This window comes from Bacillus cereus group sp. BfR-BA-01383 (assembly GCF_022663495.1).
Taxonomy (GTDB): domain Bacteria; phylum Bacillota; class Bacilli; order Bacillales; family Bacillaceae_G; genus Bacillus_A; species Bacillus_A cereus_AU.
Map to the genome: position 1 here is coordinate 1 of NZ_JAKUFP010000007.1, position 21,369 is coordinate 21,369.

Genomic DNA, 21,369 nt, shown 5'->3' on the forward strand with positions numbered 1-21,369 from the left:
AAATGAAAAACACCTCCGTTGAATTTGCATACTTAGTATGCGAATTCAGGAGGTGTTTTTTTCATGTACCACTATTCGGGTTCACTTCAGTCTTCTATTCTTGTTATGTTTGTCGAAAAATCTAATAGATTATTACAAGATATATTATACAATTAAAACTTTTCAAAGATACATTAAATGGTAAAATATTCAAAAAAATTCACATTGTTATAGATATTCATAGTAATATTATGATGTTTTACTTGTGAATATATAAATAAAAAGAATAAAACTAATGTAACCTACTAGTTTCTTGATGCTCTTCTTTATAATATATCAAATCCACCTAGTCTTAACGATTGAAATAATATACTTATGCCATATTCAATTACGTTAAACCCCTGGAGACTAGCCCCACCCCCAGAGAACACTCACACCAAAAATCAAGAAAAAACCAAGAGAACACCTATAATTGTTAATATTTACAATCACAAACAAGGAGGCTTTATTATGAATATTAAACAAATGAAAATTTCAGCTATCGCTTCAATGTATGGATTATCTATACTAGCTTTTTTTTCAACAAATTTTAAAACTGAAGAATTGCCTCCAGTTTCAAAAATTTCAAAAGATCATAATACAATTATTCTCGAAAAAGGAATGTACTTAGAAAACAATGAATTACCTTATAAGTATCAATCAACTATATAAAAAACCCCCTCACAGTAAACAGCTTACTATGAAGGGAATTCTATCAAATTGACATCATTACTATCTCAAACTACCCGCAATCTCCGTAAAGATAACCCCAAGCGCATGTGCACCTGCATCTGGATATCCTAAACTTCTTTCGCCAACTGTACCTGCGCGGCCCATGCGAGCTACGATTTCTTTCGTATACTCTGCGCCTTTAACCGCTGCTTCTGCTCCTTTTTCAAAGGCAGTTTTTATTTCTACTTCATTTGAAGCACTGTCTAACCAAGAATCTACACATGGAGCAAGTGCGTCAACAAGTGTTTTATCACCAACTACCGCTCCTCTTCCGAACGATCTTTCACCGATAGATTGTATGCCTTGCAGTGCTGCTTGTAACATTTCAGCGAATTCTTTTACTGTTAGCTCACGTTTTTCGCCTGCTGCTTTACTAGCTGCGCGGAACGCACCGCCCCAAATTGGACCAGATGCACCTCCGCAATGTTCCATAATAATCATCGAACAACCGTCAAGGAATGATCCGATCGTTACGTTTTCTTGTTCCACAATCGAATGCCACTCACGTTTTAATTGCTTAAATCCTTTTGCCACACTCATTCCGAAGTCGCCGTCACCTGCATGCGTGTCTAACTCACAGAACGGTACTTCGTTTTTAATAATAATGTCGCTCATTTTATCAACGAGATACATCATGTTGTTTAATGTAATCACGTTATCTTTAATAACAGCGTGCTCATCCGCTGTTTCTAGTTCAAATGAAACTTCCTTCTCTTCTATCTCTTCAAGCACATTCACGTACTCTACACTTTCAACTGGTCCATCTACTTTAAACGCTGGTGTATTACACTCTTTAGATAGTAGTGTTTTTAGCTCATCATCTAATTTCATTACTGTTAAAGACATACCAGCCATATCAATACTCGTCATATAATTACCGACGAATACTCTATTGATTTTAATGTTTCTTGCAGCTAGTTCTCTCGTAACTGCGTTGTTAAATAAGTAAAGTTCTTGCAGTGGTGTTCCGCCAAAACCATTAACTAGAAGTGCAATCTCTTCTCCGTCTTTTACGCCTAAATCTTTTATTAAATCGTTTGTCATACGGTTCGCTAATTCATCTGCTGACATCGTTTTTTCACGCTTAATTCCTGGTTCACCGTGAATACCAACGCCGTATTCCATTTCATCTTCCGCAAGTGTGAAAGTAGGTGATCCGCTCGCTGGAACTGTACAAGAAGTTAACGCTAAACCGATTGTACGCACATTAGCCGCTGCTTTTTCTGCGATAGCTTTCACCGCTCCTAAATCCATACCTGCTTCCGCTGCTGCACCGGCAATTTTATGAACTAAAATAACTCCCGCAACGCCGCGGCGTCCTACTGTATAAAGACTATCTTCTACCGCAATATCATCGTCCACTTTTACGTAGTCTACTTCAATTCCATCTTCAGTCGCTAAATGCGCACCGTTTTTGAAATTCATAATATCGCCGCTATAATTTTTTATAATTAATAGCGTACCTTTTTTACTAGCCGTCTCTTTAATCGCTTGATATATCTGGATTTGCGAAGGAGAAGCAAACACATCTCCGCACACTGCCGCATCTAACATTCCTTTTCCGACTAACCCTGCATGCGCTGGCTCATGACCACTACCGCCGCCACTAATTAGCGTTACTTTATTTTCATTCATTTCTTTCTTCTTAATGACTTTATATTTTTTCAAAAGCTCAAGCTCTGGGTGAGCCATAACCATTCCGTTACACATTTCAATTACTAATGTTTCTGGTTTGTTTATAATCTTTTTCATTGTGCTTCTCCCTCAATTCCTTTAATATATTGTGATATATTTGAAATCTTCTTCTTACTACTCATGTTAAAATGAAAGCGTTTTATAGTAAACGGACAAAATGAACAATCTGTCTAAAGACACTGCTCTCATTTGTGGATAGGATTTTTATATTAATAACATTCTAGGGATGATTCAGATGACCTCTTCTATAATTTCTAAAAAGATAATCGCGAACTCATTGAAACATTTAATGGAAACAGAGTCGTTTCATAAAATATCAGTGAGCGATATTATGCTACACTGTCAAATGCGTAGGCAAACTTTTTATTATCATTTTAAAGACAAATTCGAACTATTAAGCTGGATTTATAGAGAAGAAACGAAAGAAAACATTATCGACTTTCTCGACTATGAAACATGGGAAAACATTTTCGATTTATTATTTGATTACTTTTATGAAAATCAAAAATTTTACCGAAATGCTTTTAAAGTCATCGAGCAAAACTCGTTTAATCACTATTTATTTGAGCATACGAAAAACTTATATATGAAAATTATTGATGAACTATCCGTGAGCTGTAGATTAACTCTTTCTATTGAAACAAAAAATACGATTGCCTCTTTTTGTAGTCACGGCTTCGTTGGAACGATAAAAGATTGGATTGAAAGTAAATGTGAAGTAGATCCATCCATTATGTCTTCTCTCATGAAAAATATGATAAACAATCAATTACTACTATTACTTGAGCAATCAGCAAACAAATCATAAGGTGGCAAGAACAATGAAAAAGATTATGAATGATGTACAAAATATTGTTCAAGATATGCTGCATGGCTTTTATTTTGAACATAACGACAAAGTACATTACGACGAAACACATAACATCATTTATGTAAAAAACATCGAAAAACTGAAGCAAGACGTCGCTATTATAAGCGGCGGCGGTAGCGGACATGAACCTGCTGGTATTGGCTATGTAGGAAAAGGAATGCTTACAGCAGCAGTAAACGGAAGCATCTTCACTCCGCCTACAGTGGAACAAATTGTAGCAGCAACCCGCTTCATACCAAAAGAAAAAAGTATTTTATTCATCATAAAAAACTTTAAAGATGACGTAGCTAACTTTTTAGCGGCAGAACAAATCGCTAAAGAAGAAGGAAGAAAAATTGACCACATCATCGTAAATGACGACGTTTCAATTGAAGATGATGCTTCTTTTAATAAAAGAAGACGCGGCGTAGCTGGCACTGTTTTCGTTCAAAAAATAGTTGGTGCGGCTGCTCTTGAAGGTCATTCTCTAGAAGAACTAACAGCACTCGGCCGTTCTATCACCGAAAACTTACACACATTAGGAGTCGCCCTTTCACCTGCAAATGATCCAGTAAAGGGAAAAGCTTCATTCACATTAAACGACGATGAAGTCTTTTATGGCGTCGGCATTCACGGTGAAAAAGGGTACCGTAAAGAAGCACTATCCTCTTCTGAAATATTAGCGATCGAACTAATGAACAAACTAAAAAGCATTTATCGTTGGAGAAAAGGTGACAACTTCGCTATCCTCATTAATGGACTCGGTGCCACACCATTAATGGAACAATACATTTTCACAAACGACATTCGCCGTTTGTGTGAACTGGAAGGATTGCAAGTTACATTCGTAAAGGTCGGTACACTGTTAACTTCTTTAGATATGAATGGTGTTTCACTCAGTTTGCTTAAGGTAGAGGATCTGGATTGGGTGAAGTGGTTGAAGGAAAATACGGAAACTGCTAGTTGGTAATACAAATATAAATAGGATGGCTTCAATTGGCTATCCTATTTTTGCACATATAATTATTGAAAGACAACTTCTTCTGGACTAAGTTCATGATACACTTTTGTTTTTAATTCATTAAACTTTCCCCGTGACATATCTACATCAGTTTGCTAAAATTATGTGAAATTTACCCTCTAGTATAGATGGCATTATTGACGTAAGCCCTGGATTTACTATCGACACCCAAGTTGACATTAACGGTTCGCCTCACAAAACTGGAAGGGAAGTACGTTCCACATTACAGTTAGGTTAGCAATGCGTATATGAATGTAAATTAAGACGAAGAAAAGACCACCTACTATGGGCGATCAATTTTTACTAAGTATTTTTTAATGCTTGTTTTATCGTTTCACCTGTTTGTTCAAGCCATTCTAGGGGAGTCATTCTTAAAGCTGGAAAATAAATATCAGTATAATATTCAATGAATTCCTCTTTTTTTTCCGTGGATAGATCACTGTTTAAAAATGAAGTTATGTACTTTATAGTATTTTCTATACAAACTTTGTGGGCTTCTTCTATAAATTCGTGTACAGCTTTTTCTGGTGTTCCCATATCTTGATGGAATGTTCCATCTAAAAAGTCACTTAATTCTTCATAAATATAATCTTTATCATTCATAAATAGCCTCCTAAATTTCTATCTTATAGGGAATCCTGTTCTAATATAACTATCTATTGGGTGTAAGATAGTATTTAATATCCCTATTAAAGAAGGGCTGTTTTCAATGCTTCCTCAAGCATTGTATTGAAATCATTATATATTTTCATCACTGTGCCAGATGGTTTATCAAGTTCTAAGTAAGTACCGTTAGATAAGTTTTTACAAAACCAAGCAATACTTGAATCTCCAAAGAAAAGATACTCTTTTTGAAATTCATTTTCATACCAAATCTCATTCGTTTCTATAAAGCCGCAAATTTGTTCATTTTTTTCTGTTTCTAGTAAAGAAAAATCAACTCCATAAATAACTAGTCCACCAAAATCTAAACCGTTTACGTTTTTAAGAAACTCCTCAAATTCAATCGGTAAATCAACATTAAATTTCTCTTTCACGTGTTCTCTTAATCTATGAACTTCAGTATCTTTTGCTGATGTGTTCAAATTAAAGTTAACACTTTTCAGTATATCTCCAATTTCTAAAACTAGATTTTTCCACATATAAAAACCTCTTTCTAAGTGTATTGTTACACTTTGGATGGTATTAAAAGCCGCTCTCATTTGCGCAGCCATTTATTGTGCCGATTGAAAATCACTTTGAAATTGTCCCATTCTTAAAAACCTTTTCTATAGTTTTCTGAACATACCAGAGAAATTTTAATATCGATTTTCCCAAGTTATCAACTAACATTTGTATACCCCTTACCACTAATACAAATTATACCACATAAAAATAGTAATAATTAACAACAATGAAATGTATTATAAAAGGTTCTTCTTCATACATAAAGCCCCTCAAGTATATCGTTCCATACTTGAAGGGCTTTTAATTTCTAATTCAAAACCTACTAATCTATTCCTTCGCATCCCTCATACTGTAATACCCCAAATTAATAATAATCAAGAAATACCCACCCATAATTCCAGCAGCAAATGTCCACATGAAATCATGGTGTTCAATTTCATACATAATAATCGCACCGAGTATTGCGGCTGCAAACCGGTTCATCATTCCGAGCATCGGTGCTTTTTCTTTTTTTACAATACTATCTCCGAACTTTTCAATGCGCCTTCCTAAAATCCAGGCGCAGTACATACTCACTAAAAGGCCAATACTTATCCCTACGAACTGGGCTGAAAAAGGTGTCACAAGCCATCCTAATACCATCACGCCTAGCAAACAATACATCTGTATGTTGAATAATCTTAGTGCCATACGAATCATGTTATGCTCCTTATCTTTCTCATTGTAATTCCGTATCATCAATCCCATCTTTCGGACTTCAAGCTTTCCGATATATCTTTTTTTTAATGGGGGAATTTGATTTTGCTTACCATTAAATAAGCGAGTATACATGTGCCAAACGCCACGGAAACTGGATTATTCAAGAAGCATAAAATGAGGAGACACATTGCCACAAATGGAATGGGCATGCCGATAAAAGTCGGGAGTTTGCTTTGCTGCGTGTTAAATCTCGCAAGCCGAAGCATTCCGCAAACACTGTAAGAAAGCGCACATAACATCCCGATAGACTGCAAATCTTTTAAAGCAACACTATATGCCAGAATAGACGGTGCTACACCAAAAGTAACTAAATCCGCAAATGAATCTAATTCTCCGCCAATTTCCGAAACAGCATCAAGTTTCCGGGCGACCATGCCATCAAAAAAATCAAATAACATACCTGTAATAATAAAAATTGCTCCCAAATAAATATCGTGAACGAAAATAGCGTAAATAGCTAAAAGCCCACATACAAAATTTGCTATCGTAATCATATTTGGTATGTAACTCATATCATGCTTCTCCTCCTTTCTACTAATTGCTTCATCAAGGTTCTTACTCATTAGAATCAAGATCCTTCTGTTTTTCTTCCAATATAACTTTATTTATTTTCGTTAACGTATCGGTCATTTGCTCTAAAGCATTTATATCGATTTTAGAAAAGTATTTCTCAATCAGTACATCATCTAACTCAGACAACCGCTCTATATACTTACTACCGTTTGTACCGAGCGTAAGGAAATACTCCCGTTTATTGTTAGGGTTTACTTGCTTCGAAATCATCTTCTGTTTTTCCAATTTCGATAAAACTTGGCTGACAGCACTTTTCGATATATTAAAAGTAGTCGCAATGTGATTTGCTGTCGTGTTTTCATTTAAATTAATATGAAATAGCATACTCTCTTGCTGTCCTGTAAGACCGAACTCATCTTTCAACTCCTGAAATAGTAAAATGTAGAATTCATTATAAGCTCGGTTCATTTCATTAATTACTTCTTTATACGATCTAGTCATAGTATTTCTCCTCCAGTTATGCTGGTTTTCCGTCAATATAGTTTAGTTTAGTTTAGTTCACTTAACTAAACTATATTACACCTTTATGTTCGTGTAAAGGGAAATATAGTTCCATCCTTTACTCACAATAGCACAAAAAAGAAGACATCTTAATTGATGCCTTCTTTTCTTATACAATCATTACTATATTAATTCATACTTAAGAATCAAGATTCTCACCATTCGTCTCAATTACTTCTTTATACCAATTGAAACTATTCTTCTTCGATCTTTTTAATGAACCTTTTCCTTCATTATCTTTATCAACGTATATATATCCGTAACGCTTCTTCATTTCTCCAGTAGAAGCACTTACAAGATCAATTGGGCCCCAGCTTGTGTATCCGATAATATCTACTCCATCTTGGATTGCTTCTGACATTTCAATCATATGCTTCTGCAAGTAATCAATACGGTAGTCGTCGTTTACTTCGTCTTCAGCATTTAATTGATCGATTGCGCCAAGACCATTTTCAACGACAAATAAAGGTTTTTGGTAACGATCGTAAAGTTGGTTCGCTGTAATACGGAAGCCTTTCGGATCAATCGTCCATCCCCACTCTGATTTTTCAAGATATGGGTTTTCAACAGAACCAAATACATTTCCGCTCGTTATACTTTTTAACACTTCTGGATCCGTGCTTGTTGCTCTGCTCGCATAGTAGCTAAATCCGATATAATCAACTGTATTATCTCTCAAGATTGACTCATCATCTTTTTCCATTTCAATCGTCAAATTGTTGTCTTTAAAGAAACGTTTCGCATACCCAGGATATGCTCCTCTTGCTTGTACATCAATGAAGAAGAATGATTCACGGTCTTGTTCCATCGCGCGCTGGATGTCATCTGGATTACATGTGTATGGATACGTTGCACCAGCAGCAAGCATACAACCGATTTTTGCATCTGGAATAATTTCATGACATGCTTTCACAGCTAAAGCACTTGCGACAAGCTGATGATGCGCCGCTTGATACTGAATTTGCTTTTTATTCTCACCTTCTTTAAATGCTAGCCCTGCTCCCATGAAAGGTAAATGTAAAAGCATATTAATTTCATTAAATGTCATCCAATATTTCACTTTATCTTTATATCTATTAAAAATAGTTTTTGCATACGTCTCAAAGAAGTTTACAAGCTCTCTACTTCTCCAGCTTCCATACTTTTCTACTAAATGAACAGGAACATCAAAGTGCGCCATCGTAACGACTGGTTCAATGCCGTGCTTTAACAGTTCATCAAACAAATTATCATAAAACTGTAATCCTGCTTCATTCGGCTGTTCATCATTACCATTTGGGAAAATACGTGTCCAAGCAATAGATACGCGTAACGCTTTAAATCCCATTTCTGCAAAAAGAGCAATATCTTCTTTATAGCGATGATAGAAATCAATTGCGTCGTGTGATGGATAAAACTCCCCTTCTACCGGTGTAAATGAATGAATATTTCCTTTCATAATATCCCAACGGTTTTCACCAGTTGGTAATAGATCAACCGTCGTTAATCCTTTTCCGTCTTCTAAATATGCGCCTTCAACTTGATTGGCCGCAATTGCGCCACCCCATAAAAATCCTTTAGGAAAAATAACTTTAGACATATATAAAAACTCCTTTATATAAGAATTAACGAGGAAAGGCATTACGATTTTCCAAGAATACCTTTCTTCGTTTGAACCGGTATAAAATGTAACTACTATTTAACTCCTAACTCTAGTAAGGAATCTCCTGCTTGAATCTTTTCTATTTCAGTTTTCTTAATGCTATATTTATCATAATTTGTAACAACAACTGGTGTTGTCACAATATAACCCGCCTTTTGAATTTCAGATATATTAAACTCAATAAGTAATTGCCCTTTTTCTACTCTCGCTCCTTGTTCAATATGAGAAGAGAAAAATTCGCCATTTAATTTCACAGTATCCATCCCAATATGAATTAAAATTTCAGCACCTGAATCCGCTGTAATTCCTACTGCATGATTCGTCGGGAACAGTGCAGAAACCGTACCTGAAACTGGTGAAAACAACTTTCCTTCTGAAGGCTCAATCGCAACTCCTTCCCCTAACGCACCTGATGCAAATGCAGCGTCGTCAATATGTTCGAGCGGCTTAACAACACCGTTAAAAGGACTAAAGATTACTTCATCATGGTTTGATGCAGCTATTTTATCAATTGCTTCAGCTGTTTCTGTATATGTTTGTTTTTTATTTAAACCAAATAAATAAGTAAGAACAAAACCTAGTATTAAGGAAACAGCCATCGCAATAATTGCGCCCCAAAATCCAGCTGTAATACCATCTTTAGGACTAATAAATGTTGGAAGCGCAAATATCCCAAGTCCACCTGTCATATAAGCTTGCGTACCGAATACACCAAGTATTCCGCCGCCAACTCCTCCAGCAATACAACTCATAATAAACGGCTTTTTAAGAGGAAGTGTAATACCATAAATCGCCGGCTCTGTAACTCCGAAAATACCTGAAATAAAAGCTGGAATACTTAGCGTTTTTAATTTCTGGTCTTTCGTTTTCATCCAAACCGCAAGAACAGCACCAATTTGAGCAAATGAAGTAGCGAATATGAGCGCTAATATAGGATCGATACCGTGCACTGCTAAATTGTTATAGCCTATCGGAACAATTCCCCAATGAAGTCCAAAAATAACGAGTACTTGCCAGAAAGCACCAAGTACTACACCTGCTACTAACGGGCTTAAATTGTAAACCCAAATTGTAGCCTGTCCTAAAAATTGACCTGCCCACGTCGCAATCGGGCCAATCACAAGAAATGTAAGTGGTACAACGATAAGTAATGTGAAAAATGGTACTACGAATGTTTTAACAACATCCGGAATAACTTTCTTTAAAGAATTTTCTACTTTCGATCCAAAATAAGTAGCGAGAATAATTGGAATAACAGATGATGCATAGTTCATTAAAATAACTGGTATTCCTAAAAACGTAATATGAATTGGTGATTCAAACATCGTTCCCGCAAATAGCGTATATAATGGCTCACTTGCTGTTAAACCTGATAAAGCTGGATAAACTAAAGCTCCCCCAATTGCCATACCAATGAACGGCGATCCTCCAAACTTCTTACTTGCTGTATATCCTAGGAAGATCGGGAAGAAATAAAATAACGAATCCCCAACCGTATTTAATATTTGATACGTTCCTGACTGAGTACTTAACCAACCTAAAGCTAAAAATAGTGCATTAAATCCTTTAATCATCCCTGTTGCAGCTAGTACTCCTAAAATAGGAGTGAAAATACTAGAAAGAATATCTATAAGGCTACTCTTTTTCTTTTCACCCGTATCTTCTTCCTCTGTTTCTTGAAATCCCCCGGCAACAATAACCGCTTTATACACATCGGATACATGGTTACCAATAACAACTTGATACTGTCCACCGCTTTTCATAACAGTAACAACATCTTCCATATTTTTCAGTATTTCCGTGTTTGCTTTCCCCTCATCTTTTAACTGAAATCGTAAACGAGTTATACAATGTACGACGCTATTTATATTTTCTCTTCCGCCAACATGTTTCAGTATGTCTTTCGCCAACTTTTCATACTTCATAGTAGTTCTTCCTCCTTACAATCATCCCATTTATCATTTTTATAAAAGAAAAAACCTAAACTAACCATAACAGCGTGATACATACGAATCACTCCATTAAAAGTCAATTTAGGTTTTGCCTGCCAAACAGTAACAATCCCGTTTATTCAATTACATAATTCATTGCGTTTCGTTACACGATGAATGTGCAATGTTAAATACACTTTTTCATCTTTTGAAAGATGACTATTATGTGCTTTTCGTAAGTATGCCTCAATTTTCTCTGTACAACAATATGCTTCATGATACTTACTTTTCACTTGCTCGTATAAAAAATCATCATCGGCCGAATTTAATTCCTTCTGCATTAAACGCTGGGCAAAATATCGTAAATGCGTTACAAACCGACTATAATTAAATGAATTTTCATCTAAGTTCATCTTATAGTGGTACTTTACAACATTTAAAATATCTTGGACGATTTTCGTCATCGCCACCGTTTGCTGCATCGCCGGCTCTCCTTGCTGCGCATTAACGAAATGTAGCGCAATTGACCCTGCTTCATCTTCAGAAAGTCTAAACCCAGTCTCTTCTTCAATAATGTTCAAAGCTTGTAAACCAATTTCAAACTCTTTCTGATAGAACCTCTTAATTTCCCAAAGCAAAGTATTTTTGAGATCCATTCCTTCTTTATGCCGCGTTAAGGCGAAACTTAAGTGATCCGTTAATGTAAGATAAATATAATCACTTAAATCTCCCGGCAAAACTGTTTTAGCATAATGAATAATTCTCTCTGTAATTTCTAAATTCTGCACAGGAATTTCAGTTAACAATCTAGCAAGTTTCTCTGATAATTCTTTTGTTTCTAGCACAAAGGTTTTTTCTACCCTAGATTCATCAATTGTATCGCCTACTTTTTTCTGAAATCCCAAACCTCTGCCCATAAGTACAACTTCTGTCTCATTATCCTTCGTCGTACAAACAACATTATTATTTAAGATTTTATGGATTCTCATATTGTTCCGCCTTCTTTTTCTTATAAAGTCACAAAAGGGAATAAAAAAACCTAAACTGATTCCAAAAGCCACACTACACCCGTAGCCTCCAGATCAATTTAGGTTTTGCCTGCCGAACAGTAACAATCCTTTTAATTATTAACTTAACTATATTATACACAATAAGTAAACGTTTACAATGATAAATTATTGAACATTTTTCTACAAGTAAACTTGAATAAAAAAGACCTCATTACTAGAGCACTTCTTCCCTTAAAATCACCAAAACCCATTTACAAATCTATAAAAGTAGATATAATATCCTTATGGAACCTTCATTAATTTATAAAGCATTGTCAAATGAAACAAGATGTCAAATTTTATCATGGTTAAAAAATCCAGAAAACCATTTCGACGAAAAACCTTATTTAGAACAAGGAATTAATTTTCAGATTGGAGTGTGTGTAGGAGATATCCAGCTTAAAACTGGCTTAGCCCAATCGGTTATTTCTAGTTATTTATTAACTATGAAAAAGGCAGGACTACTAGACTCTGACCGAATTGGAAAATGGACATACTATCGTCGAAATGAAAAAACAATACGAGCGTTTTCTGAATACGTCCAAAACGAATTATAAAGTAAAAGCTAATAATCAACATACCAATTGATTATTAGCTTTCACGCATTCTTCTTTTTACAGGTGTCCAATACATCCTTAACAAAACTTCACTACCTATAAAAGCAAGAAACATGGAAAGGAGAAATTTTTTTAGTATATCATATCTAGTTATTTAGATATCTGTTATTGTATTTGAAATTACATAACCCTAATAATATTGACATCCGATCATACTCGCAATAATGCTCATTTCTTTGTTAATGAATCGATTTTACTTTCAAAATAATGATACGAATGGAGACTTTTATAAATGAAAAAAGTAAACCCTTTACTTATTCTGACACTCGCAATAGGTGTGTTCGGAATTATTACTACCGAGATGGGTATTGTCGGTGTATTACCACAAATCACTCAGAAATTCGGCATTTCAACTGCACAAGCAGGATTTTTAGTAAGTATATTTGCACTAGTTGTTGCTATTTCTGGTCCATTTTTAATTCTGCTCGTCTCTGGGATTAATCGCAAAATAATTTTATTAACAGCAATTTTTGCATTTGTTATTTCAAATATAATCTACGCTTATACAACACAATTTGAAATCATGCTTATTTTTCGTATTTTACCGGCAGCACTTCATCCACTCTTCTTTTCAATCGCTCTTGTAACAGCTGCTAAACTTGTCCCGCCAGAAAAGAGCGGTCAAGCAGTTACAAAAGTTTTCATGGGTATTACTGTTGGATTTGCTCTAGGTGTACCATTAACCTCTTACCTTGCAGACCAGTTTTCACTGGAAATTGCTTTCTTATTTGGAGCGCTTGTTAACGCCCTTGCATTCATTGGAATATTAATCTTTCTTCCTTCCATGCCTGTTACAGAAAAAATGTCCTTCGGCAAACAAATTCGTATACTCGGCAAACCAGGATTATGGTTAAATATTTTAACCGTCACATTCCTTTTTGCAGCCATGTTTTCTGTATACAGCTATTTCGCCGAGTACCTTGCAAAAGTAACTTCCATGAATGGATCTCTCATCAGTATTATGCTATTCATATTTGGTATAGTTATGATTTTAGGGAATCATTTATTTGGCGGTCTCCTACAAAAAAGCACAGTAAATACCGTAATAGCATTCCCTATTCTATATTCTATTGTTTACATATTGGTTTATTATTTAGGCTCCTACCTTGTTCCAATGATTTTTATGGTATTCATTTGGGGCATCATACATGCCGGCGGATTAATTGTTGGTCAAACATGGTTAATAAGCGAAGCAAAAGAAGCACCTGAATTTGGCAATAGCCTATTCGTCTCGTTCTCAAATCTCGGAATTACTCTTGGAACAACTATTGGAGGCTGGTTCATTTCAAACTTAGGTATTCACCAGCTTATTTGGAGCGGATTTATATTCACACTACTTTCATTTCTATTAATTATAATAAAACTAAAATTTTTCAATTCTAATAACCTAGCTTCATTATCAAGCTAGTACATTTTCATTTCCAAATTTGATAAAAAAACATTATAAATTCTTCTCTATACAAAATACAGGTTCTTTTTCTTATAAGATTTTATAAACTAAAAGTATAATGCTCAAAGCCTTTAGCCATAATTACGACTAAAGGCTTTTTTGTATATAAAAATAAATCTAAAAGGAGCTAATTTATGGAACATAATCAAAATGGAATACTTGCTTTAATTGTTTTATTTTTAGGATTAGTGTTTTTTGTTGGTGGAATGGTTTATCATTTATGGGGTTCTTTTTAATTTCAACTTTTAGGCAGATAGATAATTCAAAAACTAAAACGTGTATTGTAATTATTGATATGGAATATTTCCAAAAACAACAAAACATAGATTTGAATTTTATTTCTCAATGAATAAAACAACTTAACATGGTAAAATAATATTTGGATGGGAGTCCAACATATATTATTAAAATTAAGATGGTTTAAGTCGGAGAAAGGCACCTTAGGGTGTCTTTTCTTTATTTTCAAAAGGACCTGCTCAATTATTGCGTAAAAAACATAAAGTAATTTGAATCCGTTAAAATACATGAGTGAACCCTTGTTTTCTCCTCTTATTTAAAGGAGGAACCATTATGGGATTTGGTGGTAGTTGTGGCGGCTGTGGCTTTTCTGGAGGCTTTGCTTTATTAGTTGTATTGTTTATTTTATTAATCATCGTTGGAGCTTCTTGCTTCTGCTAAAAAACTATCGGAGAAGGCACCTATATATGGGTGCCTTTTCTTTATGCCTATTATTATCCGATTCATCATTCAAAGCAAGGAAAATATATCCCACGCTTTACTTACCATAATACCAAAAAGACATCTTAATTGATGTCTTTTTTTTATACTTAAGATTTCAGGCTCTCACCAATCAAAGCTTTTCTTTTTCGATCTTTTTTATGAACCTTTTCCTTCATTTTTTTAGCCCTTCTTAAAATTCCATATAGACCCATTATTGGTTAAAATGTTATAATCGAATTACCCTACATAGTTACTCATATTCAAACTGAGGAACTAACGTCTTATTAGCAATGCGCATAACTCAAATAAAAAAGACACTTTACTGTGTCTTTTTTATTTGCATTCAATTCATTATTTTTTCATAGAAAGTATCTCTTTTATACACAAAATCTATCAAATAGCAAAGGAGACTATCCGATGGAACATCCTGTTGCAAGAGAACTGCGTTACATACGTGTATGCCTTATCATCTTGATCATTGTCATTGCATTTTGGGATAGAGAGAGAGTTGTGGAAATTACTGATCATGGCAGCGACCCTACCCCAAATATCAGCAATATGACCCAAATTGGTGAGAATACATTTGCAGACAAAGATAACTTTGGTCAAATTAAAATATTTAAGTTTAACCCTGATACAAACGACATATCACTCGTTAAAGAATTTAATGCGGAAGAATATTACTCGGATACAGCTAGCTAAAGGAATATGGACCACAAAAGTATAATGATTAAAGCCTTTAGCCATAATTACGACTAAAGGCTTTTTTGTATATAACTAAAACAGGAGCTGACTTTATGGAGCATAATAAAAATGGAATGCTTGCTTTAATCATTTTGTTTTTAGGACTAGCATTTTTTGTTATTGGAATGGTTTATCATTTATGGGGATCAGTTTAAAAATAAATTTCGATTATACAAGTAAACGAAGACATCTTAATGGATGTCTTCGTTTCTTATACTCTTATGAATTCTTTTGACTAGCTGCTCTCCAATCACGAAAAGATGTTGGGCGTCCAGAAAAAGCTCTTTGCTTTGTAGCAGCTGGTTTTTCCTCAAGAGTAGTTGATTTCTCTTCAACAGTAGCTGATTTTTCTTCAAGTATAGTTAATGCTATTTGCATTTTCTCCAGCTGTTCTCTCAAAGCTTGCTGTTCAATCTTTAAATCCGTAAGTAAACGTAAAATCATTTCAGAATTAGCCATAAAGATCCTCCTTCCCCCAATACACAGAATAAAATACAATATGTAAACGGCGGAATACCGGTGACAAAAATAAGGTCGTCAACTCTTTTAAACTCCCAAGGTCCTTTTATTTTTTTAAAGGACCTGCTCCATTCATCCTTAAAAACATAAATTGAATTAAATCCATTAAATAAATGGACTTTATGGAAGGAGGAGTTAATATGGGCTATGGCGGAAGTTGTGGTGGAGGCTGTGGTTTCGGCGGCGGATTCGCTTTACTTGTTGTACTCTTTATTTTATTAATCATCGTAGGAGCTAGCTGTTGGGGCGGCGGATTCGGCTGCTAAGTAGAGGCACTCTTGAGAGTGTCTTTTTTTATGTTCTTGGATGTACAATCCCTATACATATTACTTCATATAGTAATTTGCCAACAAAAAACACTGTCTCAAGATTGCACATTTCAAAATTGACATAGCATTTCATGCACCTTATACTGTTAACAACAGTATACTGTTGTTAACAGTAACGTAATCCATTCTAGGAGGTCTATTCATGAAACATACAGGAAGACATACAGGTGCATTTCTTTTATTATTTCTAGCCGAAGGTGATAACTATGGCGGTCAATTATTGCAAAAGTGCGAAGAGGAACTTCCAGTCAATCCAATCGATAGCGCCATTTTATATCGCACACTAAAAAAATTAGAAAACGAAGGCGCAATTGAATCTTACGTAAGTACAGCTCATCAAGACAAACCGAGAAAGATGTACAAAATTACCCCTGCTGGAAAAGAACAATTGGCCGATTTTCAAATGGATATTGAAGAAAAAATGAAGAACTTATCCTTTTTCTTAGACAAATATAAAAGCTTAAAGGTATCCGATCATGATTAATGGTGTTATCCTTTACACTTTAGCCATTATTCTTACTGGAATTTCTTTTATGAAGGATCGTAATAAAACGAAAGATGCTCTAATGAAGTCATGGAAAATGTTTCGAAATCTTCTACCTGCCATGCTTTCCATCATGCTTTTCGTTGGCTTATCGCTTTCTATATTAACACCATCCTTCATCTCTTCCATCATTGGAGAACAGTCTGGATTCTTAGGTATTGTGTATTCTGCACTCCTCGGCTCTGTGGCACTCATCCCAAGCTTTGTCGTATTCCCTCTTGGAAATACATTAGTCCAGCACGGTGCAGGCCTTCCTCAAGTTGCGGCACTTATGTCTACACTCATGGCAGTAGGAATTACAACCCTTCCGATGGAGCAAAAAATATTTGGGCGAAGTTTTGCTTACGCGCGTAACGCATCAGCATTACTCATGTCTCTCCTATTCTCCTATATCATTTGGGTGGTGATGGTATGAATGAACTAAAAAGATATCGTTTCTTTTTCATTTTACTAATTGGACTTATCGTACTAACTTTTATAAACCAATCTTTAGGATGGAGCGCATTACAATTAACAGGTAATAGTATTTTAGATATGCTGTTTCTCCTCCCTCCTGTCCTAGTATTTGTAGGATTACTTGATCAATGGGTGAAGAAAGAAACGTTAATGAAATATATGGGAGAAAAATCGGGCATCTATGGTATCTTATTCTCTCTATTATTAGGTGGCATTGCAGCTGGCCCCCTCTACGTCGCCTTTCCCATCGCCGCATTACTTTTGAAAAAAGGTGCGAGTATTAAATACATCGTATTTTTCTTAGGCGTTTGGACAACTGCGAAATTGCCGATTATCGTATATGAATTCTCTTCATTTGGAGCGACATTTACACTTATTCATATTAGCTTCGGTCTAGTATTCTTCTATGTAATGGGTCTTATTTTTGAGAGATTTTATGATCAAAGACAATTGCTGCGGTATGATATTACGAAAGAAATATAAAAAGACATCTTACTCTCGTAAAGATGTCTTTTTATATAAACCTTAATTCTCGTTCTGTAAAACCCCTGCTGCTTCTACTCCCTTTTTCTCTTCTTTTAAAAATAGCGATGCGATAAAAGCAACAACAATAAAGATTAATCCAAGTGTAAATGCACCTTGGAATCCTGATGTTAAACCATTTAACTTCTCTGCTGGATCCATTGGATTTGCGGAGCTTTCCATATACTGAGTTGTTCCTGAAGACATTTTCGAAATAAATATAGCCGTACCAATTGCGCCAGCTACTTGCTGTAACGTATTAAACAGTGCTGTTCCGTGCGGATATAGATCTGGCGTTAATTGATTTAAACCGTATGTTTGTGCTGTCATTACAAACATGAGTCCAACCATTAATACGCTGTGCATAATAATAATTTGTAGCATTGATGTGTCAGGAGTAATGTCTTTAAATAAGAACATTGCGATCCCTACTAACACAATGCCGGGAACGATAATAACTTTCGGACTAAATTTATCAAATAATTTGCCCGCGATTGGTCCCATTACGGCACTAATAATACTTCCCGGAAGCATTATTAATCCTGATTTAAAGGCTGTAACGAGTAACACGGTTTGCAGAAACATCGGTAATAAAGTCATCGTTGAAAATAACGACATCATCACAATGACGATTAATCCAACTGATAATGTAAACATCGGAACTTTAAATGCACGTAGTTCTAAAATTGGATTATCGATTTTTAATTGTCGCACGATAAAAATACATAGTGATACAAGCCCAACAATTAAAGCGCCGTACACTTTCGGATCAGACCACCCTAAGTCACCTGATGCACTAAAGCTATACACAATCCCGCCGAAACCTAATGTTGATAAAAGAATAGATGGATAATCTACTTTCGGCCTTGTTAACTCTGAAACATTTTGAATGTACTTCATTCCAATTACAATGGCAATGATTACGATTGGAACGACAAAGTAAAATAACCAGCGCCAATTCAATGAATCAACGATTACTCCAGATAATGTAGGACCAATTGCCGGAGCTGACATCATAACGAGTGCGATTAACCCCATCGTGGCACCACGTTTTTCAGGTGGACAAATGATTAAAATCGTATTCATTAATAACGGTGAAATTAATCCAGTCGCTACTGCTTGGACAATACGCCCGACTAATAAAACGGCAAATGTCGGTGCGAATCCAGCAATTAATGTACCGACTAAAAAGGTTACCATCGCGATCAAAAATATTTGTCTCGTTGTAAGCCATTGCTGAAGTAACGCTGTAATCGGTACTAAAACACCAACAACTAACATGTATGCTGTAGAAAGCCATTGAATTGTTGACGCTGTTACGTCAAATTCTTTCATTAATACCGTTAATGCATTACCAAGTAACGTTTCGTTTAATAACGCAACCATTGCCCCTAAAAGTAATGCGATTAAAATGGGGGTATGCTTCATTTTAGAAGTATCAACTTTGCCACTTGCAGGGCTCTTAGTTGTCATATTCATGTATTGATTCTCCTCCTGTTTTTTACTTCAAAAGCTTTATATAAACCGGAACACATGTAATATAATATACATATGTAGATTAAAAAGGGAGAATCAATTTTCATCCATTGTATATTTAATCTACAAAAAAGGAGAATTGTAGATGAACGATAATGAAAAACAACTTGATTTACGTATTAGACGTACACATAAATTACTATGGAATTCCTTATTTGAATTAATGACGCAATCAAAGCAAAAATATAGTTCCATCACCATTAACCAAATATGCGATCGCGCAATGGTACACCGAACAACTTTTTATAAACATTTTGAAGACAAAGATGCTTTATTAGCATTTGGATTTAAACGCTATGGCGAAATGGTTGCTGAAATACCGCTTCTAGATCGAATAAGTAAACCATTTCAAGTGATGGAACAATTCCTGCATCATGAAGAAATCTGTAAAATATTTGAGGCACAAATGTCCGATGAACAATTCAATAGCCGCATGTATTATTTAAGCCACGAAACAAGAAAACAAGAAACAGAAGCGCTAAATCGCCTTTGTAAAAATCATACGATGCCAAATGATTTAATAACGGAATTTTATTCAGGAGTAATCACCTCATTAAGTGCGTGGTGGTTTCAAAACGAAAGAAAAGTTCCTGCAGCAGAAATGGATAGGCACTTCCATCAACTCATTAATCGGAACATTTTTCAGTTTGAAAAGGAATAACTTCATCGATAAAAAAGCCCATATGAAAATGGGCTTTTTACACACTATTTATTCTCTTTTAACTTCTCTAACTCCAGCTGTACTTCTTCTTGCAAATTTTGATCTAACACTTCTTGTTGATTAGGAGACTTCAAATTATAAAAATAGTTACTAGCAGCTGTTTCTGCTTCTAATTTTTGCACATACGATTCAATGCGTGCAAAGCCTTTCGCTGTGCTTTCTGTATGAAACGAATCAATCGCTCTGTTGCTTTCTTTTATCGCTTGCGCCGCATTTAACCGCGAAACAAGAACTAGTTCTTTATATTGCAACTCTCCATATTTCTTTTGCAATTTATCAATTTGTTCATAAAGCGTCGCTGTTTGCTCTTTTGTTATTTCGTACTGCTTTCGATATAGTTCCGCTTTTTTCTCACTCACAATCTTTTCTTGCAGGGCTAACTGCGCCATTTGATCTTCTTCGCGTGATACGGCAAGCTCAGCTTGGCGGGTTCTTTTCGCAATAAGAGCATCCGTTTCTGAAATTAATGCTTCATATTTTTTTTCTAAATAATATTGGTGAGAAAGTGCTTTTTCAGCCTTCATAATTTGCTGTTCTGTTTCGCGAAGATATTGCTTCAACATGCTAACAGGTTTTTCTACCTTATCTAACGTTTGATGCACATCCGCTACCAAAATATTTTTAATACGTTTTAAAATACCCATTGCTACTTCTCCTCCTTACGAATATTGCGTTCCCATTGATCTAAAATATCTACTTGTTTTTGAACTTGAAAATCGCTGTATAAATCTATATCAGTTGCCATTCTTTTCTCTTTAAACTTTTTATATATCCAAACAATCGTTGCCACAAATGCAAGTATCGGAAGAGCTGGTAATACCCCAATAACAAGGAGCAATATGCCTGTCCACTTCTTAACCACATTCCCTTCAGACTTGCGAAGGATTAACCAACCGAAAAGAACAAATCCAAACGCTAATAGGAATGGTATAAAGAATAAACCTTCAAACTCATTTTCATGATGTTTTTCATGATACTGATCTCGCTCAAAGTTATTAAACTTTTCTTTTTGCGTAACGAAAGCTTCTCTGTTTTTATCATGAGAAACAGTATACTCCGCTTGCTTATGCTTCTCGTGGTCCCACCTGTCAAACTTCATACTATGTAATCCAAACAATAGTAACGCCAGAAGTAACGGAAGGATCATAATCCATTTTAACCAACGCAATTTTTTACGTTTATTCTTTTTCATCTGTTCACCACCATCTAATCATTCATTTTGAGATAAGAAAAAAATGTATTACCTCCCTTTATCTTTGATACATTGAGTGTA

Annotated in this window: 25 protein-coding genes; 12 read left to right on the forward strand and 13 right to left on the reverse strand. The window is 35.2% G+C overall.

Features of this window, described 5'->3' with window-relative positions; genetic code table 11:
- Positions 1-489: 489 nt before the first annotated feature.
- The gene (locus MR065_RS09190) at positions 490-690 is read left to right on the forward strand and encodes a hypothetical protein (protein ID WP_242213417.1); all 201 of its coding nucleotides are present in this window, start codon (positions 490-492) and stop codon (positions 688-690) included.
- A gap of 60 nt (positions 691-750) precedes the next feature.
- Here the strand turns inward: MR065_RS09190 and dhaK are convergent, their stop codons facing one another.
- Positions 751-2,502: a dihydroxyacetone kinase subunit DhaK gene (gene dhaK, locus MR065_RS09195; protein WP_242213418.1), complete on the reverse strand. Its 1,752-nt coding sequence runs from the start codon at positions 2,500-2,502 to the stop codon at positions 751-753.
- Positions 2,503-2,680: 178 nt separating this feature from the next.
- On the opposite strand from dhaK, the gene dhaS reads away from it, so the two are divergent.
- Entirely contained in the window at positions 2,681-3,253 is a 573-nt protein-coding gene (gene dhaS / locus MR065_RS09200) for a dihydroxyacetone kinase transcriptional activator DhaS (protein WP_242213419.1), read from the forward strand.
- A gap of 13 nt (positions 3,254-3,266) precedes the next feature.
- Positions 3,267-4,265, forward strand: a complete 999-nt coding sequence (gene dhaQ, locus MR065_RS09205; protein ID WP_242213420.1) for a DhaKLM operon coactivator DhaQ — start codon at positions 3,267-3,269, stop codon at positions 4,263-4,265.
- Between the two features lie 354 nt (positions 4,266-4,619).
- Here dhaQ and MR065_RS09210 read toward each other — a convergent pair whose 3' ends face one another.
- From MR065_RS09210 to licT, 8 genes are all read right to left on the reverse strand, one after another.
- Positions 4,620-4,919 carry a contact-dependent growth inhibition system immunity protein gene (locus tag MR065_RS09210; RefSeq protein ID WP_242213421.1) on the reverse strand — a complete coding sequence of 100 codons (300 nt, stop codon included), beginning with the start codon at positions 4,917-4,919 and terminating at the stop codon, positions 4,620-4,622.
- An 86-nt stretch (positions 4,920-5,005) separates the two neighbouring features.
- Positions 5,006-5,458 carry a YrhA family protein gene (locus MR065_RS09215; RefSeq protein ID WP_242213422.1) on the reverse strand — a complete coding sequence of 151 codons (453 nt, stop codon included), beginning with the start codon at positions 5,456-5,458 and terminating at the stop codon, positions 5,006-5,008.
- 352 nt (positions 5,459-5,810) lie between these two features.
- Positions 5,811-6,182, reverse strand: coding sequence for an ATP synthase subunit I (locus MR065_RS09220; protein ID WP_242213557.1), 372 nt, complete (start codon positions 6,180-6,182; stop codon positions 5,811-5,813).
- A gap of 83 nt (positions 6,183-6,265) precedes the next feature.
- Complete coding sequence (pssA, locus tag MR065_RS09225; protein WP_242213423.1) at positions 6,266-6,805, reverse strand: CDP-diacylglycerol--serine O-phosphatidyltransferase; 540 nt, start codon at positions 6,803-6,805, stop codon at positions 6,266-6,268.
- Entirely contained in the window at positions 6,798-7,256 is a 459-nt protein-coding gene (locus tag MR065_RS09230; protein ID WP_242213424.1) for a MarR family winged helix-turn-helix transcriptional regulator, read from the reverse strand. Before MR065_RS09230 ends, pssA begins: the two co-directional genes overlap by 8 nt.
- Positions 7,257-7,455: 199 nt before the next feature.
- Positions 7,456-8,895, reverse strand: a complete 1,440-nt coding sequence (locus MR065_RS09235; protein ID WP_242213425.1) for a 6-phospho-beta-glucosidase — start codon at positions 8,893-8,895, stop codon at positions 7,456-7,458.
- A gap of 95 nt (positions 8,896-8,990) precedes the next feature.
- The gene (locus MR065_RS09240) at positions 8,991-10,883 is read right to left on the reverse strand and encodes a beta-glucoside-specific PTS transporter subunit IIABC (RefSeq protein WP_242213426.1); all 1,893 of its coding nucleotides are present in this window, start codon (positions 10,881-10,883) and stop codon (positions 8,991-8,993) included.
- A 146-nt stretch (positions 10,884-11,029) separates the two neighbouring features.
- The gene (licT, locus tag MR065_RS09245) at positions 11,030-11,878 is read right to left on the reverse strand and encodes a BglG family transcription antiterminator LicT (protein ID WP_242213427.1); all 849 of its coding nucleotides are present in this window, start codon (positions 11,876-11,878) and stop codon (positions 11,030-11,032) included.
- A 305-nt stretch (positions 11,879-12,183) separates the two neighbouring features.
- Between licT and MR065_RS09250 the strand changes: the two genes are divergently transcribed.
- The 4 genes from MR065_RS09250 (at position 12,184) to MR065_RS09265 (ending at position 15,427) form a co-directional block, all read left to right on the forward strand.
- Entirely contained in the window at positions 12,184-12,495 is a 312-nt protein-coding gene (locus MR065_RS09250; protein WP_097906085.1) for an ArsR/SmtB family transcription factor, read from the forward strand.
- Positions 12,496-12,787: 292 nt separating this feature from the next.
- Entirely contained in the window at positions 12,788-13,963 is a 1,176-nt protein-coding gene (locus MR065_RS09255) for an MFS transporter (RefSeq protein ID WP_242213428.1), read from the forward strand.
- Positions 13,964-14,575: 612 nt separating this feature from the next.
- Positions 14,576-14,683: a YjcZ family sporulation protein gene (locus MR065_RS09260; protein ID WP_000505673.1), complete on the forward strand. Its 108-nt coding sequence runs from the start codon at positions 14,576-14,578 to the stop codon at positions 14,681-14,683.
- A gap of 459 nt (positions 14,684-15,142) precedes the next feature.
- Positions 15,143-15,427: a YmzC family protein gene (locus tag MR065_RS09265; protein ID WP_242213429.1), complete on the forward strand. Its 285-nt coding sequence runs from the start codon at positions 15,143-15,145 to the stop codon at positions 15,425-15,427.
- 261 nt (positions 15,428-15,688) lie between these two features.
- Here the strand turns inward: MR065_RS09265 and MR065_RS09270 are convergent, their stop codons facing one another.
- The gene (locus MR065_RS09270) at positions 15,689-15,928 is read right to left on the reverse strand and encodes a preprotein translocase (protein WP_242213430.1); all 240 of its coding nucleotides are present in this window, start codon (positions 15,926-15,928) and stop codon (positions 15,689-15,691) included.
- A gap of 200 nt (positions 15,929-16,128) precedes the next feature.
- On the opposite strand from MR065_RS09270, the gene MR065_RS09275 reads away from it, so the two are divergent.
- The 4 genes from MR065_RS09275 (at position 16,129) to MR065_RS09290 (ending at position 17,800) form a co-directional block, all read left to right on the forward strand.
- Positions 16,129-16,254, forward strand: coding sequence for a YjcZ family sporulation protein (locus MR065_RS09275; protein ID WP_000540377.1), 126 nt, complete (start codon positions 16,129-16,131; stop codon positions 16,252-16,254).
- A 205-nt stretch (positions 16,255-16,459) separates the two neighbouring features.
- Positions 16,460-16,801, forward strand: coding sequence for a PadR family transcriptional regulator (locus MR065_RS09280; RefSeq protein WP_242213431.1), 342 nt, complete (start codon positions 16,460-16,462; stop codon positions 16,799-16,801).
- Entirely contained in the window at positions 16,794-17,276 is a 483-nt protein-coding gene (locus MR065_RS09285) for a hypothetical protein (RefSeq protein WP_242213432.1), read from the forward strand. Before MR065_RS09280 ends, MR065_RS09285 begins: the two co-directional genes overlap by 8 nt.
- A complete protein-coding gene (locus MR065_RS09290) occupies positions 17,273-17,800 on the forward strand; it encodes a permease (protein ID WP_242213433.1) in 528 nt (175 codons plus the stop codon). Before MR065_RS09285 ends, MR065_RS09290 begins: the two co-directional genes overlap by 4 nt.
- 42 nt (positions 17,801-17,842) lie before the next feature.
- Here the strand turns inward: MR065_RS09290 and MR065_RS09295 are convergent, their stop codons facing one another.
- Positions 17,843-19,318 carry an MDR family MFS transporter gene (locus MR065_RS09295; protein ID WP_242213434.1) on the reverse strand — a complete coding sequence of 492 codons (1,476 nt, stop codon included), beginning with the start codon at positions 19,316-19,318 and terminating at the stop codon, positions 17,843-17,845.
- Between the two features lie 142 nt (positions 19,319-19,460).
- Here MR065_RS09295 and MR065_RS09300 point away from each other — a divergent pair, with 142 nt between their 5' ends.
- Positions 19,461-20,036 carry a TetR/AcrR family transcriptional regulator gene (locus MR065_RS09300; RefSeq protein WP_242213435.1) on the forward strand — a complete coding sequence of 192 codons (576 nt, stop codon included), beginning with the start codon at positions 19,461-19,463 and terminating at the stop codon, positions 20,034-20,036.
- 44 nt (positions 20,037-20,080) lie between these two features.
- On the opposite strand, the gene MR065_RS09305 is transcribed toward MR065_RS09300, so the two are convergent.
- Complete coding sequence (locus MR065_RS09305) at positions 20,081-20,740, reverse strand: PspA/IM30 family protein (RefSeq protein ID WP_242213436.1); 660 nt, start codon at positions 20,738-20,740, stop codon at positions 20,081-20,083.
- Positions 20,741-20,742: 2 nt separating this feature from the next.
- Positions 20,743-21,288 (reverse strand): lipid droplet assembly factor 1, encoded by a 546-nt coding sequence (locus tag MR065_RS09310; RefSeq protein ID WP_242213437.1) that lies wholly within the window; start codon positions 21,286-21,288, stop codon positions 20,743-20,745.
- Between the last annotated feature and the right edge of the window lie 81 nt (positions 21,289-21,369).

Excerpts from the sequence above, each read along its gene's own strand:
- pssA (WP_242213423.1), bottom strand. The coding sequence starts at position 6,805 with ATGAGTAAGAACCTTGATGAAGCAATTAGTAGAAAGGAGGAGAAGCAT.
- MR065_RS09290 (WP_242213433.1), top strand. The coding sequence starts at position 17,273 with ATGAATGAACTAAAAAGATATCGTTTCTTTTTCATTTTACTAATTGGA.
- MR065_RS09190 (WP_242213417.1), top strand. The coding sequence starts at position 490 with ATGAATATTAAACAAATGAAAATTTCAGCTATCGCTTCAATGTATGGA.
- MR065_RS09210 (WP_242213421.1), bottom strand. The coding sequence starts at position 4,919 with ATGAATGATAAAGATTATATTTATGAAGAATTAAGTGACTTTTTAGAT.
- MR065_RS09250 (WP_097906085.1), top strand. The coding sequence starts at position 12,184 with ATGGAACCTTCATTAATTTATAAAGCATTGTCAAATGAAACAAGATGT.
- MR065_RS09270 (WP_242213430.1), bottom strand. The coding sequence starts at position 15,928 with ATGGCTAATTCTGAAATGATTTTACGTTTACTTACGGATTTAAAGATT.
- MR065_RS09240 (WP_242213426.1), bottom strand. The coding sequence starts at position 10,883 with ATGAAGTATGAAAAGTTGGCGAAAGACATACTGAAACATGTTGGCGGA.
- MR065_RS09280 (WP_242213431.1), top strand. The coding sequence starts at position 16,460 with ATGAAACATACAGGAAGACATACAGGTGCATTTCTTTTATTATTTCTA.
- dhaS (WP_242213419.1), top strand. The coding sequence starts at position 2,681 with ATGACCTCTTCTATAATTTCTAAAAAGATAATCGCGAACTCATTGAAA.
- licT (WP_242213427.1), bottom strand. The coding sequence starts at position 11,878 with ATGAGAATCCATAAAATCTTAAATAATAATGTTGTTTGTACGACGAAG.
- MR065_RS09235 (WP_242213425.1), bottom strand. The coding sequence starts at position 8,895 with ATGTCTAAAGTTATTTTTCCTAAAGGATTTTTATGGGGTGGCGCAATT.
- MR065_RS09260 (WP_000505673.1), top strand. The coding sequence starts at position 14,576 with ATGGGATTTGGTGGTAGTTGTGGCGGCTGTGGCTTTTCTGGAGGCTTT.
- dhaQ (WP_242213420.1), top strand. The coding sequence starts at position 3,267 with ATGAAAAAGATTATGAATGATGTACAAAATATTGTTCAAGATATGCTG.
- MR065_RS09300 (WP_242213435.1), top strand. The coding sequence starts at position 19,461 with ATGAACGATAATGAAAAACAACTTGATTTACGTATTAGACGTACACAT.
- MR065_RS09220 (WP_242213557.1), bottom strand. The coding sequence starts at position 6,182 with ATGATTCGTATGGCACTAAGATTATTCAACATACAGATGTATTGTTTG.
- MR065_RS09285 (WP_242213432.1), top strand. The coding sequence starts at position 16,794 with ATGATTAATGGTGTTATCCTTTACACTTTAGCCATTATTCTTACTGGA.
- dhaK (WP_242213418.1), bottom strand. The coding sequence starts at position 2,502 with ATGAAAAAGATTATAAACAAACCAGAAACATTAGTAATTGAAATGTGT.
- MR065_RS09275 (WP_000540377.1), top strand. The coding sequence starts at position 16,129 with ATGGGCTATGGCGGAAGTTGTGGTGGAGGCTGTGGTTTCGGCGGCGGA.
- MR065_RS09265 (WP_242213429.1), top strand. The coding sequence starts at position 15,143 with ATGGAACATCCTGTTGCAAGAGAACTGCGTTACATACGTGTATGCCTT.
- MR065_RS09295 (WP_242213434.1), bottom strand. The coding sequence starts at position 19,318 with ATGAATATGACAACTAAGAGCCCTGCAAGTGGCAAAGTTGATACTTCT.
- MR065_RS09230 (WP_242213424.1), bottom strand. The coding sequence starts at position 7,256 with ATGACTAGATCGTATAAAGAAGTAATTAATGAAATGAACCGAGCTTAT.
- MR065_RS09215 (WP_242213422.1), bottom strand. The coding sequence starts at position 5,458 with ATGTGGAAAAATCTAGTTTTAGAAATTGGAGATATACTGAAAAGTGTT.
- MR065_RS09310 (WP_242213437.1), bottom strand. The coding sequence starts at position 21,288 with ATGAAAAAGAATAAACGTAAAAAATTGCGTTGGTTAAAATGGATTATG.
- MR065_RS09255 (WP_242213428.1), top strand. The coding sequence starts at position 12,788 with ATGAAAAAAGTAAACCCTTTACTTATTCTGACACTCGCAATAGGTGTG.
- MR065_RS09305 (WP_242213436.1), bottom strand. The coding sequence starts at position 20,740 with ATGGGTATTTTAAAACGTATTAAAAATATTTTGGTAGCGGATGTGCAT.